23 protein-coding genes are annotated in these 22036 nt (G+C 69.1%); 9 read left to right on the top strand and 14 right to left on the bottom strand.

Annotated features, from left to right (window positions below; translation table 11 throughout):
* Positions 1-130: 130 nt before the first annotated feature.
* From HBB12_RS29035 to HBB12_RS29020, 4 genes are all read right to left on the bottom strand, one after another.
* Positions 131-910, bottom strand: coding sequence for an NUDIX hydrolase (locus tag HBB12_RS29035; protein WP_236992543.1), 780 nt, complete (start codon positions 908-910; stop codon positions 131-133).
* Positions 910-1812 carry a PhzF family protein gene (locus HBB12_RS29030; protein ID WP_236992542.1) on the bottom strand — a complete coding sequence of 301 codons (903 nt, stop codon included), beginning with the start codon at positions 1810-1812 and terminating at the stop codon, positions 910-912. The genes HBB12_RS29035 and HBB12_RS29030 overlap by 1 nt, the downstream gene beginning before the upstream one ends.
* Before the next feature lie 186 nt (positions 1813-1998).
* Positions 1999-2331: a BrnA antitoxin family protein gene (locus HBB12_RS29025; protein WP_236992541.1), complete on the bottom strand. Its 333-nt coding sequence runs from the start codon at positions 2329-2331 to the stop codon at positions 1999-2001.
* Positions 2312-2602: a BrnT family toxin gene (locus HBB12_RS29020; RefSeq protein ID WP_236992540.1), complete on the bottom strand. Its 291-nt coding sequence runs from the start codon at positions 2600-2602 to the stop codon at positions 2312-2314. Before HBB12_RS29020 ends, HBB12_RS29025 begins: the two co-directional genes overlap by 20 nt.
* 95 nt (positions 2603-2697) lie before the next feature.
* Between HBB12_RS29020 and HBB12_RS29015 the strand changes: the two genes are divergently transcribed.
* A complete protein-coding gene (locus tag HBB12_RS29015; RefSeq protein ID WP_236992539.1) occupies positions 2698-3702 on the top strand; it encodes a DUF2891 domain-containing protein in 1005 nt (334 codons plus the stop codon).
* A gap of 3 nt (positions 3703-3705) precedes the next feature.
* Here the strand turns inward: HBB12_RS29015 and pdxY are convergent, their stop codons facing one another.
* Entirely contained in the window at positions 3706-4554 is an 849-nt protein-coding gene (pdxY, locus tag HBB12_RS29010; RefSeq protein ID WP_236992538.1) for a pyridoxal kinase PdxY, read from the bottom strand.
* 243 nt (positions 4555-4797) lie between these two features.
* On the opposite strand from pdxY, the gene HBB12_RS29005 reads away from it, so the two are divergent.
* The gene (locus HBB12_RS29005; RefSeq protein ID WP_236992537.1) at positions 4798-5322 is read left to right on the top strand and encodes a DedA family protein; all 525 of its coding nucleotides are present in this window, start codon (positions 4798-4800) and stop codon (positions 5320-5322) included.
* Between the two features lie 166 nt (positions 5323-5488).
* Positions 5489-6646, top strand: coding sequence for a GGDEF domain-containing protein (locus tag HBB12_RS29000; RefSeq protein ID WP_236992536.1), 1158 nt, complete (start codon positions 5489-5491; stop codon positions 6644-6646).
* A 22-nt stretch (positions 6647-6668) separates the two neighbouring features.
* Here HBB12_RS29000 and HBB12_RS28995 read toward each other — a convergent pair whose 3' ends face one another.
* From HBB12_RS28995 to HBB12_RS28985, 3 genes are read right to left on the bottom strand one after another with little or no spacing between them, the layout of a single operon-like run.
* Positions 6669-7673, bottom strand: a complete 1005-nt coding sequence (locus tag HBB12_RS28995) for an ABC transporter substrate-binding protein (protein WP_236992535.1) — start codon at positions 7671-7673, stop codon at positions 6669-6671.
* A 38-nt stretch (positions 7674-7711) separates the two neighbouring features.
* The gene (locus HBB12_RS28990; protein ID WP_236992938.1) at positions 7712-8497 is read right to left on the bottom strand and encodes an ABC transporter permease; all 786 of its coding nucleotides are present in this window, start codon (positions 8495-8497) and stop codon (positions 7712-7714) included.
* Positions 8498-8531: 34 nt separating this feature from the next.
* Positions 8532-9374, bottom strand: a complete 843-nt coding sequence (locus HBB12_RS28985) for an ABC transporter ATP-binding protein (protein ID WP_236992937.1) — start codon at positions 9372-9374, stop codon at positions 8532-8534.
* Between the two features lie 304 nt (positions 9375-9678).
* Here HBB12_RS28985 and HBB12_RS28980 point away from each other — a divergent pair, with 304 nt between their 5' ends.
* Both HBB12_RS28980 and HBB12_RS28975 read left to right on the top strand, forming a co-directional pair.
* The gene (locus HBB12_RS28980; protein WP_236992534.1) at positions 9679-10161 is read left to right on the top strand and encodes an MmcB family DNA repair protein; all 483 of its coding nucleotides are present in this window, start codon (positions 9679-9681) and stop codon (positions 10159-10161) included.
* Between the two features lie 93 nt (positions 10162-10254).
* The gene (locus HBB12_RS28975) at positions 10255-11457 is read left to right on the top strand and encodes an ATP-binding protein (protein WP_236992533.1); all 1203 of its coding nucleotides are present in this window, start codon (positions 10255-10257) and stop codon (positions 11455-11457) included.
* Between the two features lie 42 nt (positions 11458-11499).
* Here HBB12_RS28975 and HBB12_RS28970 read toward each other — a convergent pair whose 3' ends face one another.
* Both HBB12_RS28970 and HBB12_RS28965 read right to left on the bottom strand, forming a co-directional pair.
* Positions 11500-12147, bottom strand: coding sequence for a PilZ domain-containing protein (locus HBB12_RS28970; RefSeq protein ID WP_236992532.1), 648 nt, complete (start codon positions 12145-12147; stop codon positions 11500-11502).
* 87 nt (positions 12148-12234) lie between these two features.
* Complete coding sequence (locus HBB12_RS28965; protein WP_236992531.1) at positions 12235-12837, bottom strand: PAS domain-containing protein; 603 nt, start codon at positions 12835-12837, stop codon at positions 12235-12237.
* Positions 12838-13331: 494 nt separating this feature from the next.
* On the opposite strand from HBB12_RS28965, the gene HBB12_RS28960 reads away from it, so the two are divergent.
* Both HBB12_RS28960 and HBB12_RS28955 read left to right on the top strand, forming a co-directional pair.
* A complete protein-coding gene (locus tag HBB12_RS28960; RefSeq protein ID WP_236992530.1) occupies positions 13332-14150 on the top strand; it encodes a rhomboid family intramembrane serine protease in 819 nt (272 codons plus the stop codon).
* A 133-nt stretch (positions 14151-14283) separates the two neighbouring features.
* Positions 14284-14715 carry a CBS domain-containing protein gene (locus HBB12_RS28955; protein ID WP_236992529.1) on the top strand — a complete coding sequence of 144 codons (432 nt, stop codon included), beginning with the start codon at positions 14284-14286 and terminating at the stop codon, positions 14713-14715.
* A 203-nt stretch (positions 14716-14918) separates the two neighbouring features.
* On the opposite strand, the gene HBB12_RS28950 is transcribed toward HBB12_RS28955, so the two are convergent.
* The gene (locus HBB12_RS28950) at positions 14919-15971 is read right to left on the bottom strand and encodes a patatin-like phospholipase family protein (protein WP_236992528.1); all 1053 of its coding nucleotides are present in this window, start codon (positions 15969-15971) and stop codon (positions 14919-14921) included.
* Positions 15972-16102: 131 nt separating this feature from the next.
* Positions 16103-16594 (bottom strand): Lrp/AsnC family transcriptional regulator, encoded by a 492-nt coding sequence (locus HBB12_RS28945; RefSeq protein ID WP_236992527.1) that lies wholly within the window; start codon positions 16592-16594, stop codon positions 16103-16105.
* 119 nt (positions 16595-16713) lie between these two features.
* Here HBB12_RS28945 and hppD point away from each other — a divergent pair, with 119 nt between their 5' ends.
* Positions 16714-17844, top strand: a complete 1131-nt coding sequence (gene hppD / locus HBB12_RS28940; protein ID WP_236992526.1) for a 4-hydroxyphenylpyruvate dioxygenase — start codon at positions 16714-16716, stop codon at positions 17842-17844.
* 340 nt (positions 17845-18184) lie between these two features.
* Positions 18185-19912, top strand: a complete 1728-nt coding sequence (locus HBB12_RS28935; RefSeq protein WP_236992936.1) for an ABC transporter ATP-binding protein — start codon at positions 18185-18187, stop codon at positions 19910-19912.
* Positions 19913-19930: 18 nt separating this feature from the next.
* On the opposite strand, the gene HBB12_RS28930 is transcribed toward HBB12_RS28935, so the two are convergent.
* Positions 19931-20227: a hypothetical protein gene (locus HBB12_RS28930; RefSeq protein ID WP_236992525.1), complete on the bottom strand. Its 297-nt coding sequence runs from the start codon at positions 20225-20227 to the stop codon at positions 19931-19933.
* 501 nt (positions 20228-20728) lie between these two features.
* Positions 20729-21976, bottom strand: coding sequence for an FAD-dependent monooxygenase (locus tag HBB12_RS28925; protein ID WP_236992524.1), 1248 nt, complete (start codon positions 21974-21976; stop codon positions 20729-20731).
* Positions 21977-22036 lie beyond the last annotated feature (60 nt).

The following is a 22036-nucleotide window of genomic DNA, read 5'->3' as shown; positions in this document are numbered from 1 at the left end:
CGGCGCCGCTGGCGGGCGCCCTCGTGGAAACCGTAACGGTGCGGCGACCGGCTTGTGAACCGACTCCATCGCCGGGCTGCCCTGCGCGGCTCTCGGCAGACTTGCGTCGGCAGGCCAACGCTTCGTCCGCTCAGGTTCTTGTTTCGCCGCAGATTCTTGCCGCAAAACCGGCAGCCGCTTCCGCGGACTCTGCTGAGCGACCGGCCAGCACGCTCGCGAGGTAGTGCCGGACGAAGCCGGGCATCCGGGCGGGATCGAGATCCGAGGACGTGCGCACCCCGACGATGGCCGAGAGTTCCGGCTCGTCCTCGGCGGCGAGATGGGCGGCGATCCGCTCCCGCACCACCGCTTCGTCCTCGGCGAGCTGGACCGGGCGCAGCAGGGCCATCAGGCCGCCGTCGCGCACGACGATCCAGCCGGGATCCGGCTCCTGATTCGACCCCTGCGGGGCGACGAGGCCGGTCTCCTCCCGCAACTCGCGCAGCGCGCTCGCCGCGAGGTCGACGCGGCCCTCCGCGCCGATATCGGTCGGGTCCGGCGTGCCGCAGGGAAAGTAGACCCGCCCGGCGGCGGCCGTATGCGGGCCCATCTCGCCGAGCAGGAAGGTGCCGTCGCGGGTGCGCGGCACCGCCGCCGCGAAGACGTTGAGAACGCTCCCGTCCGGGAAGCCCCAATCCTTCAGGGCGGTGAGGGCGGCGTACTCGGCCTCGAACAGCTCGGCCTCGAGCACGCCCTCGGTGAGGCTCCAGCGGCGCAGCATCAGCACCGTGCCGTTGAACATCGCCGGCCGCTCCGCCCGCCGCGCCTCCCAATGGGCCTGGATCGCCGCACGGTTGTCGCGGGCCCAGGACCAGTCATGGGCGACCATCCGGGCGTCGATCCGGCGGGCCGGGGTGAGGGTGATCCCCATCAAAGATGCAGCACGCCCTCGGAGACCAGCACGGCGCCGCCGCCGATCTCGGCGGCGCGCAAGGCCCCGTCCTCGATGGTGAGCTGGAGCGCGATCTCGCTCGGCCGGCCCATCTCGATTCCTTGCGCGACGACGAGGTCGTGGGTGCCGCTCCCCAAGGGCTCGAACTGCATGAGCGCGCCGGCGAAGGCCGCGACCGCGCCCCCGGTCGCCGGATCCTCGGCGATGCCGGCGGCGGGGGCGAACATCCGCGCCCGGAAGCTGTGCGCGGGGTCGCCGGTCTCTCCGGTATAGAGGAAGACCTTGGAGTTGGGCCCGAGGGCCTGCACCATCGCCTCGGCGCTGGTGCGCGCCCGGGCCAGGGCCTCGAGCCCTTGGACCGGCACGAGGTGGAACGGCGTGCCGGCGCTGTAGCGACTCGGCCGGTGGCGGGCAAAGCCGATCTCGGACGGCGACAGGTTCAGGGCGGCGGCGAGAATCGTGGCGTCCGGCTCCTCGCCCCAGCTCTCCGGCAGCCGCGGCAGGCGGAAGCGCGCGCGGCCGCTTCCCTCGCCGGTCTCGACCACGCAGGGCACCACCCCGACTTTCTCCTCCAGCCCGAACGCCACCGCGTCGGCGATTTCCGCCCGCGCGTCGCCGAGGGCGAGCAGCACCGCGGTGCCGACCGTCGGGTGCCCGGCGAAGGCGAGTTCCTGGGTCGGCGTGAAGATCCGCAGCCGTGCCCGGTGCCTGTCCTCGGCGGGGGGCAGCACGAACACCGTCTCCGACAGGTTGAACTCGGCGGCGATGGCCTGCATCGCGGCATCGTCCAGCCCCTCGGCATCGAGCACCACCGCCAGCGGATTGCCGGCGAGCGGGGTCTCGGTGAAGACGTCCAGGGTGGCGTAGCGGCGTGCGGGCATCTCTGTCTCGTCCTTGGGAGCTTGTCCTTGGGAACTTGTCCTTGGGCACTTGTCCTGGCCGGGGCTCGGGGGCGAGGCAGCATGGATCGGGTGGTGTGCGCAAGTCCCGGCAGCGGAGAGGGCCGTCTCGCGAGGCCGTTATGGCCGTTTCGCGAAACGGCCATAACGGCGATCACCCGCGGCTGCTCAGCCGCCTTGTCCGAGTCGTTTCGCTGCACGCTTGACCGTTTCGTTGATCCGGGTTTGCCAGCCCGGGCCCGTCGCCCTGAAGGCTGCTAGCGCCTCCGGATCGAGCCGTAGCGTGACCTGCACGAGTCGGCTCGGGGACTTCGGCCGCCCACGCTTCGTCAGAGCGGCAAACACATCCGGCGGCAGAACATCGCGGGCGGGCCGCAACCGGCCGAGTTCCTCTTCGGTCATCTCTCGGGCATCCGGATCCGCGGCCATGCGTGCCTGTAGTTCGGCCTCTTCCGCATCGCTCAGCATCGGCACCGTTCGCTTACTCGGATTGTGCGACATAGGCTCTCCTCTCGCGGTTGCTGGCAGTCCGCAGGCTGATGGCTGAAATGGCCTCCGTGCCAAGGAGCGAGAAGGTGAGAGTGACAAGCTTGCCGTCGAGGTAACCCGTCGCGATGTATCGCGCGCTGCCGGACTTGCTACTGTAGCTCTCACTGATTGCCGCGGTGTCCCACTCGAAGCGATCGCGGGCATCGGCGAAATCGAGCCCATGGCCAGAAGGAGGAGGCTGGCGATTCTTCTCGCGCTTGGGCTCGTCCCAGACCATCCTCATGTATTTTTGTAACTCCAGGAAATACCGGCGGCAAGCTGCAACGGCATCGGCAGATGGTGTAGGCGGGCGCCATGACTCGACGGAGCGCCCGACCGATGCCCCACACCCTGACCCCCGAGACCGCCGCGCGCTTTGCCGCCCTCACCCTCGGCCACGTCACCCGGGAATACCCGAACAAGCCGGACCACACCCTCGCCGGCCCGGAGGATGCCCGCACGCCGGCGGCCCTCCACCCGGTGTTCTACGGCAGCTTCGACTGGCATTCCTGCGTCCACGGCTACTGGCTGCTCGCCCGGGTGCTGCGCCGCTTCCCCGATGGACCGCAGGCCGAGGCGATCCGGGCCTTGTTCGACCGGCAACTGACCCCGGAGAAGGTCGCGGGCGAGTGCGCCTATCTCGCGGCGCCGACGGCGCGGGGCTTCAAGCGGCCCTATGGCTGGGCCTGGGCGCTCAAGCTCGCCGACGAGCTCGGACAGCTGCCCGACCCGCGCTGGGCGCGGGCGCTGACGCCGATGATGGAAATCTTCGCGCAGCGCTTCCGCGAGTTCCTGCCGCTCTCGCCCTATCCGGTGCGGGTCGGCACGCATTTCAACACCGCCTTCGGCCTGCGCATGGCGGCGGATTACGCCGAGGGCACCGGGGATGCCGGCCTGACCGCGCTGCTGCGCGAGACCGCCCTGCGCTGGTACGGCGCGGATGCCGATTGCCCGGCCTGGGGCGAGCCGAGCGGGGACGACTTCCTGTCCTCCGCGCTGATCGAGGCCGAAGCCTTGCGTCGCCTGATGCCGGCGGATGACTTCCGGCCCTGGTTCGACCGCTTCCTGCCGCACCTCGCCGAGCGCCGGCCCGAAACCCTGTTCCGCCCGGCGACCGTGACCGACCGCAGCGACGGCAAGATCGCCCATCTCGACGGGCTCAACCTCAGCCGCGCCTGGTGCCTGCGGGCGCTCTCCGGCGCGCTGCCGGCGGACGATGCCCGGGTGCCGGTGTTGCGGGAGGCGGCGCAAGCCCATCTCGACGCAGCGCTCCCGCATCTCGCCGACGACTACATGGGCGAGCACTGGCTGGCGAGCTTCGCGCTTCTCGCGCTGGAAGCGTGAGACCTACACCGCCTCGACCGGGAAGGTGCGGCTCGGCGCCACGAATTCCTCCTGCGCCGCCACGGTCAGGATCTCCCGCGACCCGGCTTCCGCGGTGCGGCGCAGGAGGCCGAAGATCGAGGCGGCGGCGGCCCCCAGCGCCTCGCCGGCCGAGCGGCTGCGGGCGTAATGCACCAGGAACAGGGCCGCGGTGGCGTCGCCCGCGCCGTTGATGGAAAGCGACAGGCGCGGGGTACGCAGGCGCCAGAACAGCCCATCGGCGCCGGCCAGCATGTCGATGCTGTCGTCGGGCGTCTCCTCGGTGTGGAGCGAGGTGACCAGCACCACCTTCGGGCCGCTCGCCTGCACGGCGGCGACCGCGGCCTTGGCGTCGGCGAGCGTGCGGGTCTCGATCCCGCTCAGGTAATCGAGCTCGAACTGGTTCGGGGTGATGATGTCGGCCGCCGGCACTGCGTGGTCGCGCATGAATTCCGGGATGCCGGGCCGCACGAACACCCCGCGGCCGATATCGCCGATCACCGGATCGCAGCAATAGAGCGCCGCGGGATTCGCCGCCCGCACCCGCGCCACCGCCCGCAGGATCGCGGTGCCGATATCGGCCGAGCCCATATAGCCGGACAGCACGCCGTCGCAGGTCGGGAGCACGCCGCGATCGGCGATGCCCTCGACCAGCTCCTCGATCGCCGGCCCGTCGAACACCCGGCCGCGCCAGGCGCCGTAGCCGGTATGGTTCGAGAACTGCACGGTGTGCACCGCCCAGACCTCGACCCCGAGCCGCTGCATCGGGAAGACCGCCGAGGCGTTGCCGACATGGCCGTAGGCGACGTGGGACTGGATCGACAGGACGTTCATCGCGACACGAGACCCCGCGAGAGGATGCGAAGGCCCCCCGGCGGGGGCGCTCAAGGCCCGCACGATTCCCGGAACCGGGCGCTCCTGGCAACCGTCCAGGCCCCGCAAAAAGCATGAGACGCCCGGACCGGAGGCGGGTTCACGCGGCGCTCACACAGCACCGATAGACCGATCGGTGAGGCGGAACGCCGGCCCGGTTCCCCGACTTGTCCCGCCATCCCGCTCACCCACGGTCAGGGCTCCATGGATTTCGAGAGCTTACGCAACACGGTCCTCGATGTCGTGCGCGACCACCAGGCCTGGGCACCGGTCATCACCGGGATCATCGCCTTCTGCGAATCGCTCGCGGTGCTCTCGCTGCTGGTGCCGGCCACCGTGATCCTGATCGGGATCGGCGCGCTGATCGGCTCGGGCGCGATTCCCTTCCTGCCGGTGATGCTCGGGGCGGCGATCGGGGCGATCCTGGGCGACTGGGTCTCCTACGAGATCGGCCGCTACTACAAGGACGGCGCCAAGCGGATCTGGCCGCTCAGCCGCTACCCCGAGATGGTCGCCAAGGGCGAGACCTTCTGCCAGCGCTGGGGCGCCTGGGCGATCTTCGTCGGCCGCTTCATCGGCCCGGCCCGGGCGGTGGTGCCGCTGGTGGCCGGGGTGGCGCTGCTGCCGCGCCTGGCCTTCTGGCTCGCCAATTTCTCCTCGGCCTTCGTCTGGGCCTTCGTCTGGCTCGCGCCGGGGGCGGGCCTGATCGACTGGCTGCGGCGGGCTTGACGCAAATGTCACCATGAATGCGACGGATCATCCCATCGGGAAGATGATCCTGTCTGGAGTGGCCGATCCGGACCCGCAGCTTCCGCCCCGGAACACTCATCGAATCTTAAGTTATGGAACGGAATGATCGTGTGCGGCTCGATTGGTCGTACCCGGTACGTGTTCGATGGTCCTTGAGACGCCGCCCTACCTGCTGCCGCGCGTCCCCGCCCTGCGCTGGCTCGTGGATCCCAGCCTCGACCTGCCGGGGGATCTGCGGATCCGCCTGCTCGCGACGCTGTTTTCCTCGGCGCCTACGCTGGTGCTCGGCGCGATGGGGATGCTGATCATCGAGGTGATGGCGGCGATCCGGCATCCGGGCCCGCTCTTTCTCGGCCTGCTGGCGGCGGATCTGGCCCTGCTCGGTGTCCGCGTGGTCCTGATCCGGCGCATCCACCGCGCTGCCGCGACCGGCCGGCCGGCATCGACCGACCTGATGCTCGCCTCGAGTCTCGCCTGGGCCGGATTGGTCGGCCTCGCGACGGTCCTGTGCGTGTCCAGCGGCGATCCGGTGCTGCAGATTCTCGGGCCCCTGACCATGATGGGGATCCTGAGCGGCATCGTCACCCGCAACTACGCCGCGCCGCGCCTTGCCGTCGCGATGATCTTCCTGTGCGACGTGCCGATGAAGACGATGCTCCTCGTCCATTACGGCGACCTCTGGTTCCTGGTCGGGGTGGCTCTGGGCTTGGTCTTCGTGGTGGCGATGAGCCTGACGACGGTTCAGCTCAACCGCACCTATGTCGAGGTGCTGCTCGCCAAGCGCGAGAACCAGCGCCGGGCCACCCACGATTCCCTGACCGGCCTGCGCAACCGCACCGGAATGATGGAGGATCTCGCCGCCCATATGGCGCGCGGCACCGACGACCTCGCCCTGCTCTACCTCGATCTCGACGGCTTCAAGGCGGTCAACGACTGCCTCGGCCACGCCGCCGGCGACGCCCTGCTGGTGCAGGTCGCCGGCCGGATCGGCGCGGTGATCCCGGAGGAGTGGTGCGCGGCCCGGCTCGGCGGCGACGAATTCGTGGTCCTCGCCGGCGGCGCCCGCGCCCACGAGGCCGCCGCCGTGGCGGCGCGCCTGATCGAGGCCGTGAAGGCCCCCTACGACATCGGGATCGGCGTCGGCTTGAGCGTCGGCATCGGCTGGGCGGTCCCGGGGATGACCCGGGAGGCGCTCCTCGCCGAGGCCGACGCGGCGCTCTACCGCGCCAAGGCCGCCGGCAAGGGCCGCCTGGCGGCACCGCCCGAGCCGCGCTCGCGCGCGTCGCGGGTCGGGTGGGCGTGAGACGGCTTCAGCCCATCGGTCTTCAGCCCATCGCCCGCTTGACGAACCGGTCCTCGAAGGTCGTCGCGAGGTCGATCTTGGCGCCCTGCAATTCGGGATCGAGGGTGCGGACCAGTTCCAGCACGCTCGCCATGCCCTCCTGCGTCGGGATGCCGGTGCGGGAATAGCTCTCGAGCGAGTTCTTCACCGCCTGCACGTAGAGAGGCTTGTCGCCGAAATGGTAGGCCGGCGGCACCGTGTCGGCGATCTCTTCCGGCGACGCCGCGACGATCCATTTCAGCGACTTGACGAAGGCGTTGACGACCTTCTGGGTCGCGGCGGCGTGGTGCTCGATCCAGTCCTGCTTGGTGTAGACCACCGCCGCCGGGTTGGGCCCGCCGAACAACGCCCGGGTGCCGGCCTCGGTGCGGGTGTCGATGATGACCTTGATGTCGCCGTCGGCCTCCAGCTTGGCGATCACCGGGTCGAGGTGGGAGATCGCGTCGATCTCGCCCTTCTTCATCGCCGCGATGGCGCCCGCGCCGCCGCCGACGCCGATGAGAGGGGCGTCCGAGGCCTTCAGCCCGGCCTTGATCATCGCGTACTGGGCGGTGAGCGCAGTCGAGGAGCCCGGCGCCGTCACGCCGATCTTGCGGCCCTTGAAGTCGGCGGCCGATTTCACCGTGTCGGCGAGGTCCTTGCGCACCCCGATGACGATGGCGGGGAAGCGGCCGAGCTCGCACACGGCGCGCACGTCCTGGCCCTTGGCCTGCATGCGGATCGTGTGCTCGTAGGCCCCCGTCACCACGTCGACCGAGCCGCCGATCAGCGCCTGGAGCGAGCGCGCGCCGCCGCCGAAATCGTTGATCTCGGCCTCGACGCCCTCCTCCTTGAAGAAGCCCTTCCGCTCGGCGATCGTCAGCGGCAGGTAGTAGAGCAGGGGCTTGCCGCCGACGCCGATGCGGACCTTCACGGTGTCGGCCCGAGCCGGCACGGCGGGGCTGAGCGCCAGGGCGGCGGCGCCGGCGAGGAAGCTGCGGCGTTGCATCGGAAATATCTCCCTTGCTTTCTCAGGCTTCTATTCTGTCAGCTCTGGCCGCCGGCCTGCGGACGCCAGACCAGGAGGCGGTTCTCGATCAGGGTGACGACCGTGTCGATCACGATGACGAACACGGTCAGGATCAGCATCCCGGCAAAGACCCCGGTGACGTCGAACACGCTCTCGGCCTCGTGGATCTTGTAGCCGAGCCCGGCCGAGGAGCCGAGATACTCGCCCACCACCGCCCCGACGAGAGCAAATCCGACCGCCGTGTGGAGCGAGGAGAACATCCAGGTCAGCGCCGAGGGCCAGTAGACGTGGCGCAGAAGCCCGCGCTCGCTCATGCCCAGCATCCGGGCGTTGTTGAGCACGACCGGGCTCACCTCGCGCACGCCCTGGTAGACGTTGAAGAACACGATGAAGAACACCAGGGTGAAGCCGAGCGCCACCTTCGACCAGATTCCGAGCCCGAACCACAGGGCGAAGATCGGCGCCAGCACCACCCGGGGCAGGGCGTTCGCCGCTTTGATGTAGGGGTCGAACACCGCCGCCAAGAGCGCGTTGCGGGCGAACAGGAAGCCGAAGGCGATGCCGCCGAGCGCGCCGGTGACGAAGGCCAGCACCGTCTCCTGCAGTGTGATCCAGAGATGGCCCCAGATCTCCGGGTTGATCATCTCGGTCCAGGTGCGCTTCAGGACCTCGACCGGGGTCGAGAAGAAGAACTGGATCTGCTTTGGCGCGCCCAGGATCGGATAGACGGTGAGCACGTGCCAGATCGCCAGGCCGACGAGGCCGACGAGGATCTGCAGGGCGAGGAGGCCCAGGCGGTTCACGGGACGGTTCACGACGGGACTCTCCGGTTCATCGTCACGCCGGGCCGCCCGCATAGGCGCGCGACACCTCGACCCGCAGGCACGACCAGATCTCCTTGTAGAGGGCGTGGAATTGCGGCTCGAGGCGGATCTCGCTGATGTCGCGCGGGCGGGCGAGATCGACCTTGAACTCGCCGACGATTCTGGCAGCCGGGCCGGCCGAGAGCACCACCACCCGGTCGGCGAGCGCGATCGCCTCCTCGAGGTCGTGGGTGACGAACATCACCGCCTTGCGGTTGGCCGCCCACAGGTCCAGCAGCAGGTTGCCCATGATCTGCCGGGTCTGCGCGTCGAGCGGCCCGAAGGGCTCGTCCATCAGCAGGATCTCGGGGTCGCGGATCAGCATCTGGGCGAGTGCCACGCGCTTGCGCTGGCCGCCCGAGAGCATGTGGGGATAGCGGTCGACGAAGGCCTTGAGCCCGACCCTGGCCAGCCAGTCGCGGGCCCGCGCCACGGCCTCCGCCCGGGGCACCCGCTGCGGCTCCAGCGCCACCGCGACGTTGTCGAGCGCCGTCTTCCACGGCATCAGCGCATCGGCCTGGAAGAGGTAGCCGGCGCGGGCATTGAGCCCCGACAGCGCCGAGGAGAACACCGTGACGCTGCCCGAGGCGGGCTTGAGCAGGCCGGCGGCGGCGTTGAGCAGCGTCGACTTGCCCGAACCGGTCGGGCCGACCACCGCCACGAACTCGCCCGGCATCACCGCAAGATCGATCCCCTCGACGGCGACGTAGCGCTGGCCTCCCTTCAGGGTGAAGGCGATGCTGACCCCTTCGAGGCGCACGGCATCGCCATGGACCGCGTCACCATGGGCGAGCGCCGTGCCGCCGACCAGGCGCATGCCGGCCCGCCCCCCTTTTCGTCCCTCGGCGGCGCGCTGCCCCACCATGCGTCCCGTCTCCCTCCCGGCCCGCTCGCCGTCTCGTGCGGCTTGCCGGCGGGGCCGACCATCGGCGAGCGGGCCCGTGAGATCAACCGCTTCCTCCGTCGGGAAAGCCGGTTTCGGGGGATCGCGAATCCGGCCCGGCGCGGGTGCGACACGCGCTGCAGGTGACAACATCGTGCGAAGCTGGTCCGATGGCGTTCCCGATTCGGTCCCGTTGCTCGCTCCCTTGGCAACCCTTCAGACGCTTCCCTCCACAGCCTTGTCCGCAGCCCTCGCCCTCTCGCTCCCCGTCGACCGCCGCCAATCGCCGACCGCCCTCGGCGTGCAGAGGGGCGTGCGGCGCCTCTTCGCCGAACTCGGCCACGTCACGATCCCGGAATTCACCCTGGCGAATGGCCGGCGCGCCGACCTGATCGCGCTCGGCGGCTGCGGCAAGCTGACGATCATCGAGATCAAGTCGAGCGTCGCGGATTTCCGGGCCGACCGGAAATGGCCGGATTACCGCGACTTCTGCGACCGCTTCTACTTCGCGGTGCCGGAGACCCTGCCGGTGGAGATCCTGCCCGAGGATACCGGCCTCATCGTCGCCGACGCCTTCGGCGCCGCGATCCTGCGCGAGCCGCCCGCCCATCCCCTGGCCGCCGCCCGCCGCAAGGCCGTGACGCTCCGCTTCGCCCATGCGGCGGCGGGATTGCTCCATGCGCTGGCGGATCCGGGGTCGATCCGGGAGGGGGCGTTGTAAGGAGTAGGTCTGCTGGCGCATCCATGCGCCTTCCTATTTCGATCTTATGCGTTTATAGCGATTTTTGGTTATAAACGCATAAGGTCGTTTGAAATGGACCCGGTTCGCAACCCCTACGCTCCCGGTGCGGGGTCACCGCCGCCCGAGCTTGCTGGACGTGCCGAGGTGCTCGCGACTGGGACTACAGCTCTGCAGCGAGTGGCGCTGGGTCGTACAACACAAAGCCTGATCTTGGTGGGCCTTCGTGGTGTCGGCAAGACTGTGCTGCTCAACCGGTTGAACGAGACTGCAGACGATGAGCGCTTCAAGAGCGCCTTCATCGAAGCTCACGAAGGCAAGCGCCTTCCCGAACTCATAGCGCCTTCCCTCCGCACCATCCTCTTCAGCTTGAGCATGATCGAGAGTGGGAAGGAATTGGCTCGGCGGGGCTTGCGCGGCCTCAAAGGATTTCTTTCAGGGCTGAGCGTTTCAAGGGGAGGGGACGATGGGTTGAGCCTCGGCATTGATGCGGAGGCTGGTCTTGCAGACAGCGGTAGCATCGAAGCTGATTTGCCTGAATTGATCTTGGCAATCGCTGAGGCTGCGAAGGCGGCACGTAAACCCGTAGCTATTTTTATCGACGAGCTTCAATATTTAGAGGAGCGCGAGTTTAGCGCTTTAATTATGGCGGTGCATCGCGTTAATCAGCGCAGTCTGCCTCTCATTCTTGTTGGCGCAGGTCTCCCCCAAATACGCGGCCTAGCAGGAAATTCGAAATCATATGCCGAACGGTTATTTCGTTATCCAGAGATCGGAGCTCTGTCACACGACGATGCGGTGGCGGCGATAGTCCGACCTGCTGCTGACGAAGGCGTTACTTTCAGTGATGCGGCGATCGAGCGAATCATCTCAGATACTGAGAAATATCCATACTTCCTGCAGCAATGGGGATATGAGGCCTGGAATACTGCTGACGATGATCATATTGGTGTTGACGTAATTGAGCGAGCAAGTGAAGCGGCCGTGCGCGAACTTGATCAAAGCTTCTTCCGCGTGCGGTTCGATCGGTGCACTCCATCGGAGAAGCGTTATATGCGCGCCTTGGCGGAAATGGGGCGAGGGAAGCATCGCTCCGGCGATGTTGCGGAGAAGCTAGGGCTCAAAGTAACATCCGCTGCGCCAACACGATCTGCTCTGATAAAAAAAGGTATGATTTTTGCCCCTGCTCACGGTGATACGGCATTCACCGTGCCTTTATTTGATGCCTACATGCGACGCGAAATGCCAATTTTGCCTGCAAATTCCGACATCGAATAAAAAAATAGTGACCGTGGCAGGAAAATTGGTTCTGTTTGGGTATTATAGAACCAGGTTCTCATCGAACCGATCCGGCGACAGCGGCAGCCGGAACTCCACCGCGACGCCGCCCTTGAACGGGCGCACCACCCGCGCCGGCGTGCGGCCGACGATCACGCCGGAATCGAGGGGAAGCGCCGCCTCGCAGGCGATGGCCGCGCCCGAAAGCGAGACATCGACGATGCGGGCGGCGATCTCGCGCCCGTCCTCGAGCCGCAGGGTGGTGAGGGTGTGGCGCGGCACCACGCGCTCGTGCCGGCGGTCCTCCGGCAGGCCGAGCGCCGCCCGGTTGGCGAGCCAGGTCAGCTGCGAGGCGATCTTGTCGCGCTTGCGCGGCGTGGCGGTGATCGTCACCGCCAGTCCGTCCGGCAGGACGCGGGCGATGGTGCCCTCGATCCGCCCGACATGGTCGAGGTAGATCACGATGCGCTCGCCGATCTCGCCGCCGGCCGCGCAGATGAGGCGCAGGCCGCCCGGGGACATGTCGACGGTCTGGCACGGATATTCCTGCCGGTCGGCGAGCATGTAGCGCCCGAGCAGGGCCACGGCCACGCGGCTGTACCGGCGCTGCTCCGCCACGACCTGCAAGGGGAGGGGACGCACCCGAAGCGAGGCGGCCCGATCCGTCACCTTCGCCCCCTCGTTGGTCATGATACCCCGCCTCGTCACGCGCGACCGTCCCGATGCGGAACGGGCCGGTCCGGCGAGGGTGCGGCGGAATGGTTAAGGAAACGCTTCTCAGAGCCGGCCGCCGCGATGCACCACGAAGCGCTTGCGACGCTCCGGCCCGGGCTCGTCGTTGGCGGCGGGCGGGGGCGCTGCCAGCGGGGCGGGGGCGGCGTTCGCCTCGGGGGTGAGGATCCGCAGCGACACGGTGCGCAGGGCCACGATCGGGCGCAGGCCCAGCCAGGTCGGGATCACCGCCGGCGAGAGCGAGCCGATCACCCGGGTCTGGGTCTTGCCCCGGTGGCGCAGGGGTAGGAGCAGCAATTCGAGGTCGATCGTCTCGCCGGCTTCCGTCACCCCGACGAGGCCGACCACGACGCCGGTGGTCTCCTGGATCACCACCTCGACGAGCCGCCACGGGTCGGCGGCCGGCGCCTCGCCCCACAGGCCCGCGAAGGAGAAGCCCCGCAGCTCGGCCCCGAACAGGGCGCAGAGCCGGGTGCCGGCGAGCCTCACCGTGGCGGCCTGGCGGGCCGCGTCGATCTCCAGGATCAGGCTGTCGGCCAGCACGTGGCGGATCTCCCCGGGCTCGATCTCGCCCCGCTCCGGGGCGGCGCGGGCGCCGCGCAGGCCGTTCCAGTAGGCGTGGAGCATGCGGCTGGTCGGGTGCTTCATGGCGTCTCGGTCTAGCACGGTCTTGGGGTCGGGCGGTCCAGGGGCGGCCTTCCGTCGTTCCGAAGCGGGACGGCGGCCGGCTCAGCTGATTCGGTGCAGCAGACCGTATGCCGAACAGCGGGGCGGCGAGAGCGTAAGGTTTTATTAGGGTTACCAAGTCATAAATGTTGCGTTTGGCCCACACCTGCGCGATCGTCGTGGGCGACAGCGATTTCGGGCTGGCTGGGGCGGCAGGCGCGCCCTATGCCCGCTCGCGTGAAACAGGAGTGAGGGCCGGAAGGCCCGCGTCGTCATGGTCCTGGCGGCGTCCCGCATGCAATCCGCGCGGCCATCCGCGTGGCGTGGTGCGATTCACTCTCTTCGGGGAGAGCGGCAACGCTCTCCCTTTTTTTCTGGCCTTTTTTCGTGCGCGGCCCCGTTTTTCGCAGTCACGCGTGAGCCCGCGTCACCCCTCGCCCTTGCGGTCGGCCTCGGGCGCCCGCAATGGTGCCCGCATGGATGCCACCCCCGACCTCCCGCGACCGCCGCGCGTGCCGGTGTTCAACATGCCCGCCGTGGTCACCGCCTCGGTCGGGATCCTGGTGCTGATCCACGCCGTGCGGCAGGTGCTGCCCGACGTCTGGGACATCACCCTGCTCCTCGACCTCGCCCTGGTGCCGGCGCGCTGGACCCTCGCCCTCGACCCCGACCGGGCCGCGGACGTGCTGAGGACCGCCGCGGCCTCGAGCGGTAGCGCCCTCGAGGTCGAGGCGCGGAAGGCCTTCGCGGCCTACCTGGTGGCCGATCCGGGCGCCATGCCCTGGACCTTCGTCAGTTACGCGCTGCTGCACGGCTCCTGGGCCCACGTGCTCCTCAACAGCGTCTGGCTCGCGGCTTTCGGCACCCCGGTGGCGCGGCGCTGCGGCGCCTGGCGCTACGGCCTGATCGCCCTCGTCTCGACCGCCGCGGGCGGCTTCCTCCACGTGCTCATCGATCCCCTGAGCACCGTGCCGCTGATCGGCGCTTCGGCGGGCGTGTCGGGGCTGATGGCGGCGGCGGTGCGCTTCGCGTTCCAGCCGGTCGAAACGCCTGGTTCCGCCGCCCTGCCGTGGCAGCGCCCGGTCCCGACGCGGCTGCAGACCATCCCCGAACTCATGCGCAACCGCTCGGCGGCGGTCTTCCTCGTCATCTGGTTCGTCACCAACCTGCTGTTCGGCCTCGCCGCCCTGCCGCTCGGCCTCACCGATTCCGCGGTCGCCTGGGACGCGCATCTCGGCGGCTTCGTCGTCGGGTTCCTGATGCTTCCCCTGGTCGAACGGCTCGGACGACGCTGACGCTGCGGGCGATTGTTTCCTTTCGACTTCCAGGGTGCTTGCCTCGATCGACGTACGGTCACACACTCGGCGTCCAATGAGCGTCCCGCCCGGATCGTCGTCCGGCCGGCGGGGCCCGAGCAGGGAGGTGTTGATGACCGTTGCGCGCATCCTGTCGCAGAAGGGCCGCACCGTGGTGACCGTGCAGCCCCACCGCACGCTGGCCGAGGCGGCGTCCCTCCTGACCGAGAAGGGCATCGGCGCCCTGGTGGTGAGCGATGCCGGCCAGAGCGTCCTCGGCATCCTGTCGGAGCGCGACATCATCCGGGCCGTGGTCCGCGGCGGCGGTGCCGCGCTCGAGGCGCCGGTCTCCCGGCACATGACCGCCAAGGTGGTGTGCTGCACCCGCGGCACCGCCGTCGACGAGGTGATGGAACTGATGACCGACGGCCGCTTCCGCCACGTCCCGGTGGTCGAGGACGGTCGCCTGGTCGGCCTCGTCTCGATCGGCGACGTGGTCAAGCACCGCATCGCCTCGGTCGAGGCCGAGCACCAAGCCCTGCGCGAGTACATCGCCACGGCCTGACGGGTTCGGCGGTCGAGCCGCCGAACCCGCCTTATACCAACGGCCCAAGATGCTGACGCATCGATTCGATCTCGGGCAAGCCCGAGATCGACGGGGCCGTTGGATCATCTCGAATTTTCGACACCAAGCCCAGAAGTCCGGGACCTCGGGCTTGGCGTAAATTCGAGAGCGGAACCAAAGGTCGTTTTCAACGACCGTTGGTATTACACCGGCGTGACGGCGGCCGCGATCATCTCGTGGATCTCCGGCAGCATCCGCCGCGTCGCCTGGCGGCCGAGCTCGATGCATTCCTCGGCGCGGTGGAACTCGAACAGGCCCATCTGGGCGAGCTTCGGGTTGATCATCACGTCGGGCGGGTCGCCGGCGAGCCGCGAGCGCGAGATCCGGTCCTGCGTGATGTTGAAGGCGTCGACCATCACGCTGGCGATGCCGCTCGGCGCGCCGGCCTCGGGCCGGGGTTTCGGCTTCTGGCGCCGGCCGCCGATCAGCGGCCAGCGCCGCGCCTCTTCCGCGGGTGCGCCGGCGGCCTCGGCGGCGGCCTCCATCACCGCGTCGGCGCCCTCCGCCCCGTGCGACTGGATCACCGTGCCGCGCACCCGCATGTCGCCGTTGAGGTTGACGCAGAGCACCACGTCGGCGCCAAGCGCGCGAGCCGCCGTCACCGGGACCGGGTTGACCAGGGCCCCGTCCATCAGCCAGCGCCCGGCGATCTTCACCGGATCGAAGATGCCGGGAAGCGCGTAGGACGCCCGCACCGCCTCGACGAGGCCGCCGCGGGTGAGCCAGATCTCGTGGCCGGTGCCGAGTTCGGTCGCCACCGCCGCGAAGGTCAGCGGCAGGTCCTCGATGCGGGCGCTGCCGAGGTCGCGCTCGAGCAGCCGCCGCAGACGCTCGCCGGCGATCAGCCCCGAGCCGCTGATGTGGAAGTCGAGCAGGCCCATCACCCGGCGCTTGGTCAGGGTGAGGGCGAAGTCGCGCAACTCGCCGAGCTTGCCGGCGGCGTGGCAGGCGCCGACCGCGGCGCCGATCGAGCAGCCGGCCACGACGTCGATGGCGATGCCGGCCTCCTGCAGCACCTCGATCGCCCCGATATGCGACCAGCCCCGGGCGGCGCCGCCACCGAGCGCCAGCCCGACCTTGGCCCGCCGCGGCCGCTCGGGCTCGCGCAGGGGAGGGACACCCGCGGCACCCAGCACGCCGTCCGCTGAGCGCCGAACCGGCGCGCCGGAAAAGAGTGCGATGCCGTCCCACATCATGGCGCCTGACCTCCGCCGGGCTTGTCCCGGGTCGCAGTGTGGCCTGGATCCATCAAGCGTTCGTCAACGGCGGAGGTTGCATCACCGATTCGTCGGAAACACCGCGCGAGCGGCCTCTGCGGCAGGCGCCTTCACCCGGAAGCCGGGCCGCGCGGCAGCGGCAGCGGCGCCGCCTCCTTCAGCGTGTCGAGCACCACCGAGGAATGGACATGCGCCACGCTCTCGTGCGGCAGGAGCACGTCGTTGATGACCGCCGACAGCGCCTTCAGGTCGGGCACGATCACTTTCAGCAGGTAATCGCTGTCGCCGGTCATCACGTGGGCCTCCAGCACGCAGTCGAGGCCGCGGACCAGCTCGGCGAAGCGGCGGGCATTGTCGCGGTTGTGGGTGGCGAGCGCGACCTTGGTGAACACCGTGACGGCGAGCCCGAGCGGGCCCGGCGCCAGCTCCGCCCGGTAGCACCGCACCACCCCGCGCTCCTCCAGCCGCAGGCGCCGGCGCGAGCACTGGCTGGCGGAGAGATGCACCCTGTCGGCGAGCTCCTGGTTGCCGAGCCGGCCATCCTCCTGGAGCGCCGCGAGGATTTTCAGGTCGAACCCGTCGAGGGCGAGAGGATCGGTCATCGAGGGCATCATCCATGCACGATCCGTGCATGCGGGCCCGGTCGGCGCCCGGATTTCGCACAGCCTTCGCGGGCCGTCCATGCTGTGATGCGGGTCACGCTTTCAGGAGGACGTGAACGATGGGCCCCTATCCGCACGACGCCCCGGCCGCCCAGGTCACCGCCGCCAACCCGATGGGGACGGACGGGTTCGAGTTCGTGGAATACGCCCATCCCGAGCCCCAGGCCCTGCACGACCTCTTCCGCGCCATGGGCTTCACGGCGGTCGCGCGCCACCGCACCAAGGCGATCACGGTCTATCGCCAGGGCGACGTGAACTATCTGGTCAACGAGGAGCCCGGCAGCCACGGCCACCGGTTCGTCGCCGCCCACGGCCCCTGCGCCCCCGCGATGGCGTTCCGGGTGGTCGACGCCGAGGCCGCCTACGAGCGGGCGATCGCGCTCGGCGCCGAGCCGGCCGACCCGGCGGAGGGGAGCAAGACCCTCGACGTGCCGGCGATCAAGGGCATCGGCGGCTCGCGGCTCTACTTCGTCGAGACCTACGGGGAGAAGGGCTCGCCCTACGAGGCCGAGTTCGACTGGCTGGATGCGCGCGATCCGAAGCCCGAGGGCCTCGGCCTGTTCTACCTCGACCACCTGACCCACAACGTGCATCGCGGCCGGATGGGCGTCTGGGCCGGGTTCTACGAAACGATCTTCAACTTCCGGCAGATCCGCTACTTCGACATCGCCGGCAAGCAGACCGGCCTGTTCTCGAAGGCGCTGACCTCGCCCGACGGCAAGATCCGCATCCCGATCAACGAATCGGCCGACGAGAAGAGCCAGATCGAGGAATACCTGCACGCCTATAACGGCGAGGGGATCCAGCACATCGCCTGCGGCTGCCGCAACATCTACGCGACGATCGAGGCGTTGCGCGAGCGCGGCGTCGCCTTCATGCCAGCGCCGCCCTCGGTCTATTACCGCCGCGTCGACAGGCGCCTGCCCGGCCACGGCGAGCCGCTGGAGCGGATGGAGCGGAACGGCATCCTGATCGACGGCGAGGGCGTGGTCGAGGGTGGGATGACCAAGATCCTGCTGCAGCTGTTCTCGGCCAACGCGATCGGGCCGATCTTCTTCGAGTTCATCCAGCGCAAGGGCGACGACGGCTTCGGCGAGGGCAATTTCAAGGCCCTGTTCGAGTCGATCGAGGAAGACCAGATCCGCCGCGGCGTGCTCGCCGCCGACGGGGCCCGCGACGCGGCGGCGTGAGGGGAAACCCGCGCCATCTCGTTTCTCGGATCGCCCGGCTCTGCCCGGGAGACGATCCAGCACACGACCGTCGCTTGTCCAAGATCATCGGCAAGTAGAGCATCACCTGCGGCCTTCATCAGGGTGCGGAAGGCCGTGGCACTCTCGATTTGGAATAATATCGAGATAGGTCCCGGAACAGCCGTACAGTCGCTCCCGAACCACCCTGTCCTTCCCGTACCCCGGCGCACTCGCCCGGAGCGGCCCTTTGGCACGCGCCGTGACCTTGTCGCGCCCGCGGTTTCCCGCGTATCAGGGCTCCGCGCGCCGCTCCGGCTGCGCCCCACCCCGCCGGATCGACATGCTGAAGGCCTTCCTCGCCTATTACCGGCCGTACCGGGTCCTGTTCCTCCTCGATTTCGGCTGCGCCATCCTGTCGGGCCTGCTCGAACTCGGCTTCCCGATGGCGGTGAAGGCCTTCGTCGACGTGTTGCTGCCGCGGCAGGACTGGAGCCTGATCCTGCTCGCCGCCGCGGGACTGGCGCTGCTCTACGTCGCCAATGCGGGGCTGATGGTGGTGGTGACCTATTGGGGTCACGTGCTCGGCATCAACATCGAGACCACGATGCGCGCCCGCGCCTTCGACCACCTGCAAACGCTGTCGTTCCGGTTCTTCGACAACCAGAAGACCGGCCACCTCGTCGCCCGGGTGACGAAGGACCTCGAAGAGATCGGCGAGGTCGCCCATCACGGGCCCGAGGACCTGTTCATCGCCGTGATGACGCTGTTCGGCGCCTTCGGGCTGATGCTCACCGTCCACCCGCCGCTGGCGCTGATGACCGCCGCGATCCTGCCGGTCATCGCCTTCGTCACCGTGCGCTACGGCGGGCGGATGACGCGGAACTGGCAGGCGCAGTACGGCAGGGTCGGCGCCTTCAACGCCCGCATCGAGGAGAATGTCGGCGGCATCCGGGTGGTGAAGGCCTTCGCCAACGAGGCCCACGAGCGGCGCCTGTTCGCCGCCGACAACGAGCGCTACCGCGCCACCAAGCTCGACGCCTACAGGATCATGGCGGCGAGCCTGTCGCTCAACTATCTCGGCATGCGCCTCGTCCAGATCGTGGTGCTGCTGGGTGGCGCCGCCTTCGTGGTGCGGGGCGACCTCAGCCCCGGCGGCTTCGTCGGCTTCCTGCTCCTCGTCGGCGTGTTCTACCGGCCGCTGGAGAAGATCAGCGCGGTGGTCGAGACCTACCCGAAGGGCATCGCGGGGTTCCGGCGGTATAGGGAACTGCTCGCCACCGCCCCCGACATCGTCGACCGGCCTGATGCGATCCCGGCTCCGGCCTTGCGCGGCGAGATCCGGTTCGAGGGCGTGCGCTTCGGCTACGGCGATGGCCGCCCGGTGCTCGATGGGGTCGATCTGGCGGTGCGGGCGGGCGAGACGGTCGCCTTCGTCGGCCCGTCGGGGGCCGGCAAGACCACCCTGTGCTCCCTGGTGCCGCGCTTCTACGAGGTCGAGGCCGGGCGCATCACCATCGATGGGCACGACATCCGCGACCTGACCCTGGCATCCTTGCGGGGCCAGATCGGCATCGTGCAGCAGGACGTGTTCCTGTTCGCCGGCACGATCCGCGAGAACATCGCCTATGGCCGGCTCGACGCCAGCGAGGCGGAGATCCGGGAAGCGGCGCATCGCGCCCGGCTCGACGCCCTGATCGCGATGCTGCCCGACGGCCTCGACACGGTGGTGGGCGAGCGCGGCGTCAAGCTCTCCGGCGGGCAAAAGCAGCGCCTGGCCATCGCCCGGGTCTTCCTCAAGAACCCGCCGATCCTGATCCTCGACGAGGCGACCTCGGCGCTCGACACCGAGACCGAGCGCGAGATCCAGCAGGCGCTGGCCGAACTGGCGCAAGGCCGCACGACGCTCGTCATCGCCCACCGCCTCGCCACCATCCGGCACGCCGACCGCATCGCCGTGGTGTCGAACGGGCGCATCCTGGAGCAGGGCTCGCACGACGCCTTGGTCGCGGTGAACGGCGCCTACCGGCGCCTGCACGCGGCGCAGGGCGGAGTCGCCGCGGCGGAGTAGGCTGGCCTTGAAGGGCGATCAGTGCGCGGCGGTGTGGAGCGCCCAGACGTCTTCCTCGACGTCGAGCAGCGTCTCGTGCACCTGGCGCGCCAGGGCAAGCGCCGCTTCGTCGCTCGCCGCCGAACCGCTGAAGCGGGCGATGACCGCGAGCGATTCGACCGACAGGGCTTGCCGGAAGCGCGCGAACCCCCCCGGGCACTCGGCCTCGTAGGACAAGGCGAGGTCGCGCAGGACATGCGCGAGCAGCTCCGCGGCACGGGGAGGGGTGGGGGGACGGCCCTTGGCGGCCGTCGTCGCGTCATATGCCAGGATCATGCTCGCGCAAGTAGTACTTGCTCTATGTTATAAAAATTCGGGCTTACAGCCTAGGCCGGATGGGGGTGGCCGCGAGCCGGATCTCTCGGTTGCCTCTCGCGTAGCGGTTGTGGCTCGCCTAAGGCCGGTGGCGCTGAGTTTTTTCCGGATAAACACAACAAGACGTGAGTTATAAATCGATAAGCATGAAATTCATGCAGTCTGCATATCCTCGATAGTCGCTTCGTTCACTATGAGACGCTGGAATGGTCTTGCCATCCGTCTACGATCGACGCGATGATGGCGGATCGCAATCTTAGATCGACAGGCCATCGCACAGCTCGTCGCCGGAGGCCTACGCACAAAGACTCGTGCGCCGGCATTCGGCCTAGTCATATGAAATCGATGAAATGAAATGGCTTTTCAAGAAAAGGGGTGTTCGTGCGCCAAGGCCGCCGCGCAGCGGCAGCCTCTCCGTCCCCGCCGGCAAGCACCTGGCTGCAGTGCCTGCGGGCGGTGGAATCAGGCGGCTCTCGATTCCCCCGCGATGGCATCCCTGACCACGGCCCGCGCGTCGAAGGCGTGGATCCAGCCGAAATTTTCTGGGAAACGCGCCATCCGGGCGTCGCGCCGCGCCAGCGCCTCGGGGCCGATGGAATCGGGCAGGTGCAGCAGCCGGTTCGTCGCCCAGGCGCTGCGCTGGATCGTGCGGGTGCGCGCCTGTCGCAAGCTCCGGTAGCAGCGCATCATCCCGTCGAGGTCCCGCGCCCCGCCCGCGGCGAGCAACTCCGCCAGGGTCACGGCATCCTCGATCGTGGTGTTGGCGCCCTGGCCGTGATGGGGCAGCATGGCATGCGCGCTGTCGCCCATCAGCACCGCCCGGCCGCGATGCCAGCGCCGCAAGGGGTCGGTGACGAACAGTCCCCAGCGCTGGGTCTGGGGCAGGGCGTCGATCATCTCGATCACGGCAGGGTGCCAGCCGGCAAAGCCCGCCAGGTGCTCGCCCGCCGCGATGCCGGCAAGCCAGCGCTCGCAGGTCCAGGTCTGCGGCCCCTCGACGACGGCGAAGAAGTTGACGGAATCGGCCTCGCCGCCGATGGCGTAGTGCAGGAGATGCGCGTCCGGCCCCATCCAGAACTGGATGGCTTGCGGGTCGGGGAGCGAGGGCAGCAGGCCCATCGGCACCACGCCCCGGAAGGCGCTGGTGCCGGAATAACGGACTTTTTCGCCGCCGGTGATCCAGCGCCGCACGGCCGAGCGCACGCCGTCGCCGCCGACGACCAGATCCGCCTCGACCTCGACGCCGTTCTCGAAGGTGAGCGCCATCACGTCGCCGTTCTGGTCGAGGGCTGTGAGGCGGTGGCCGAGATGCAGGCCCTCGCCGGCGAGCCCCCCGCTCAGGACCTTCTGAAGGTCGGCCCGGTGCACGCCGTAATACGGCGCCCCGACCTTCGCCCGATAGGCGCCGCCGTCGCGGACCGGATGAGCGGCGACCCGGGCGCCGCTGCGGCCATCGCGAAAGATCAGTTCGGTTGGCTCGGTCGAGACGGCGGCGAGCGCCGGTCCGAGGCCCAGCCGCTCCAACTCGCGGGTGGCGTTGGCCGAGAGCGCCACGGCGGCGCCGATCTCGGCCAGTTCCGCCGCCTGCTCGTAGATCGCGGCCCTCAGGCCGTGGGCGCGGAGCGCGAGGCCCAGGGTCAGCCCGCCGATGCCGCCGCCGACCACGGCGACGCGCAGGGGTTTTCGGGGAGCGGAGGCTGTCGATGGCATGGCGATCTCCCGGGATGGCGCGCGGATTCGAGGAAACCCGCGCGGGGCATGGCCCGCGCG

Origin of the sequence: Methylobacterium sp. SyP6R, from assembly GCF_019216885.1 — a bacterium.
GTDB lineage: Bacteria > Pseudomonadota > Alphaproteobacteria > Rhizobiales > Beijerinckiaceae > Methylobacterium.
The sequence above is the reverse complement of the archived record's forward strand: the minus strand, read 5'-3'. Positions and strand labels throughout refer to the sequence as shown.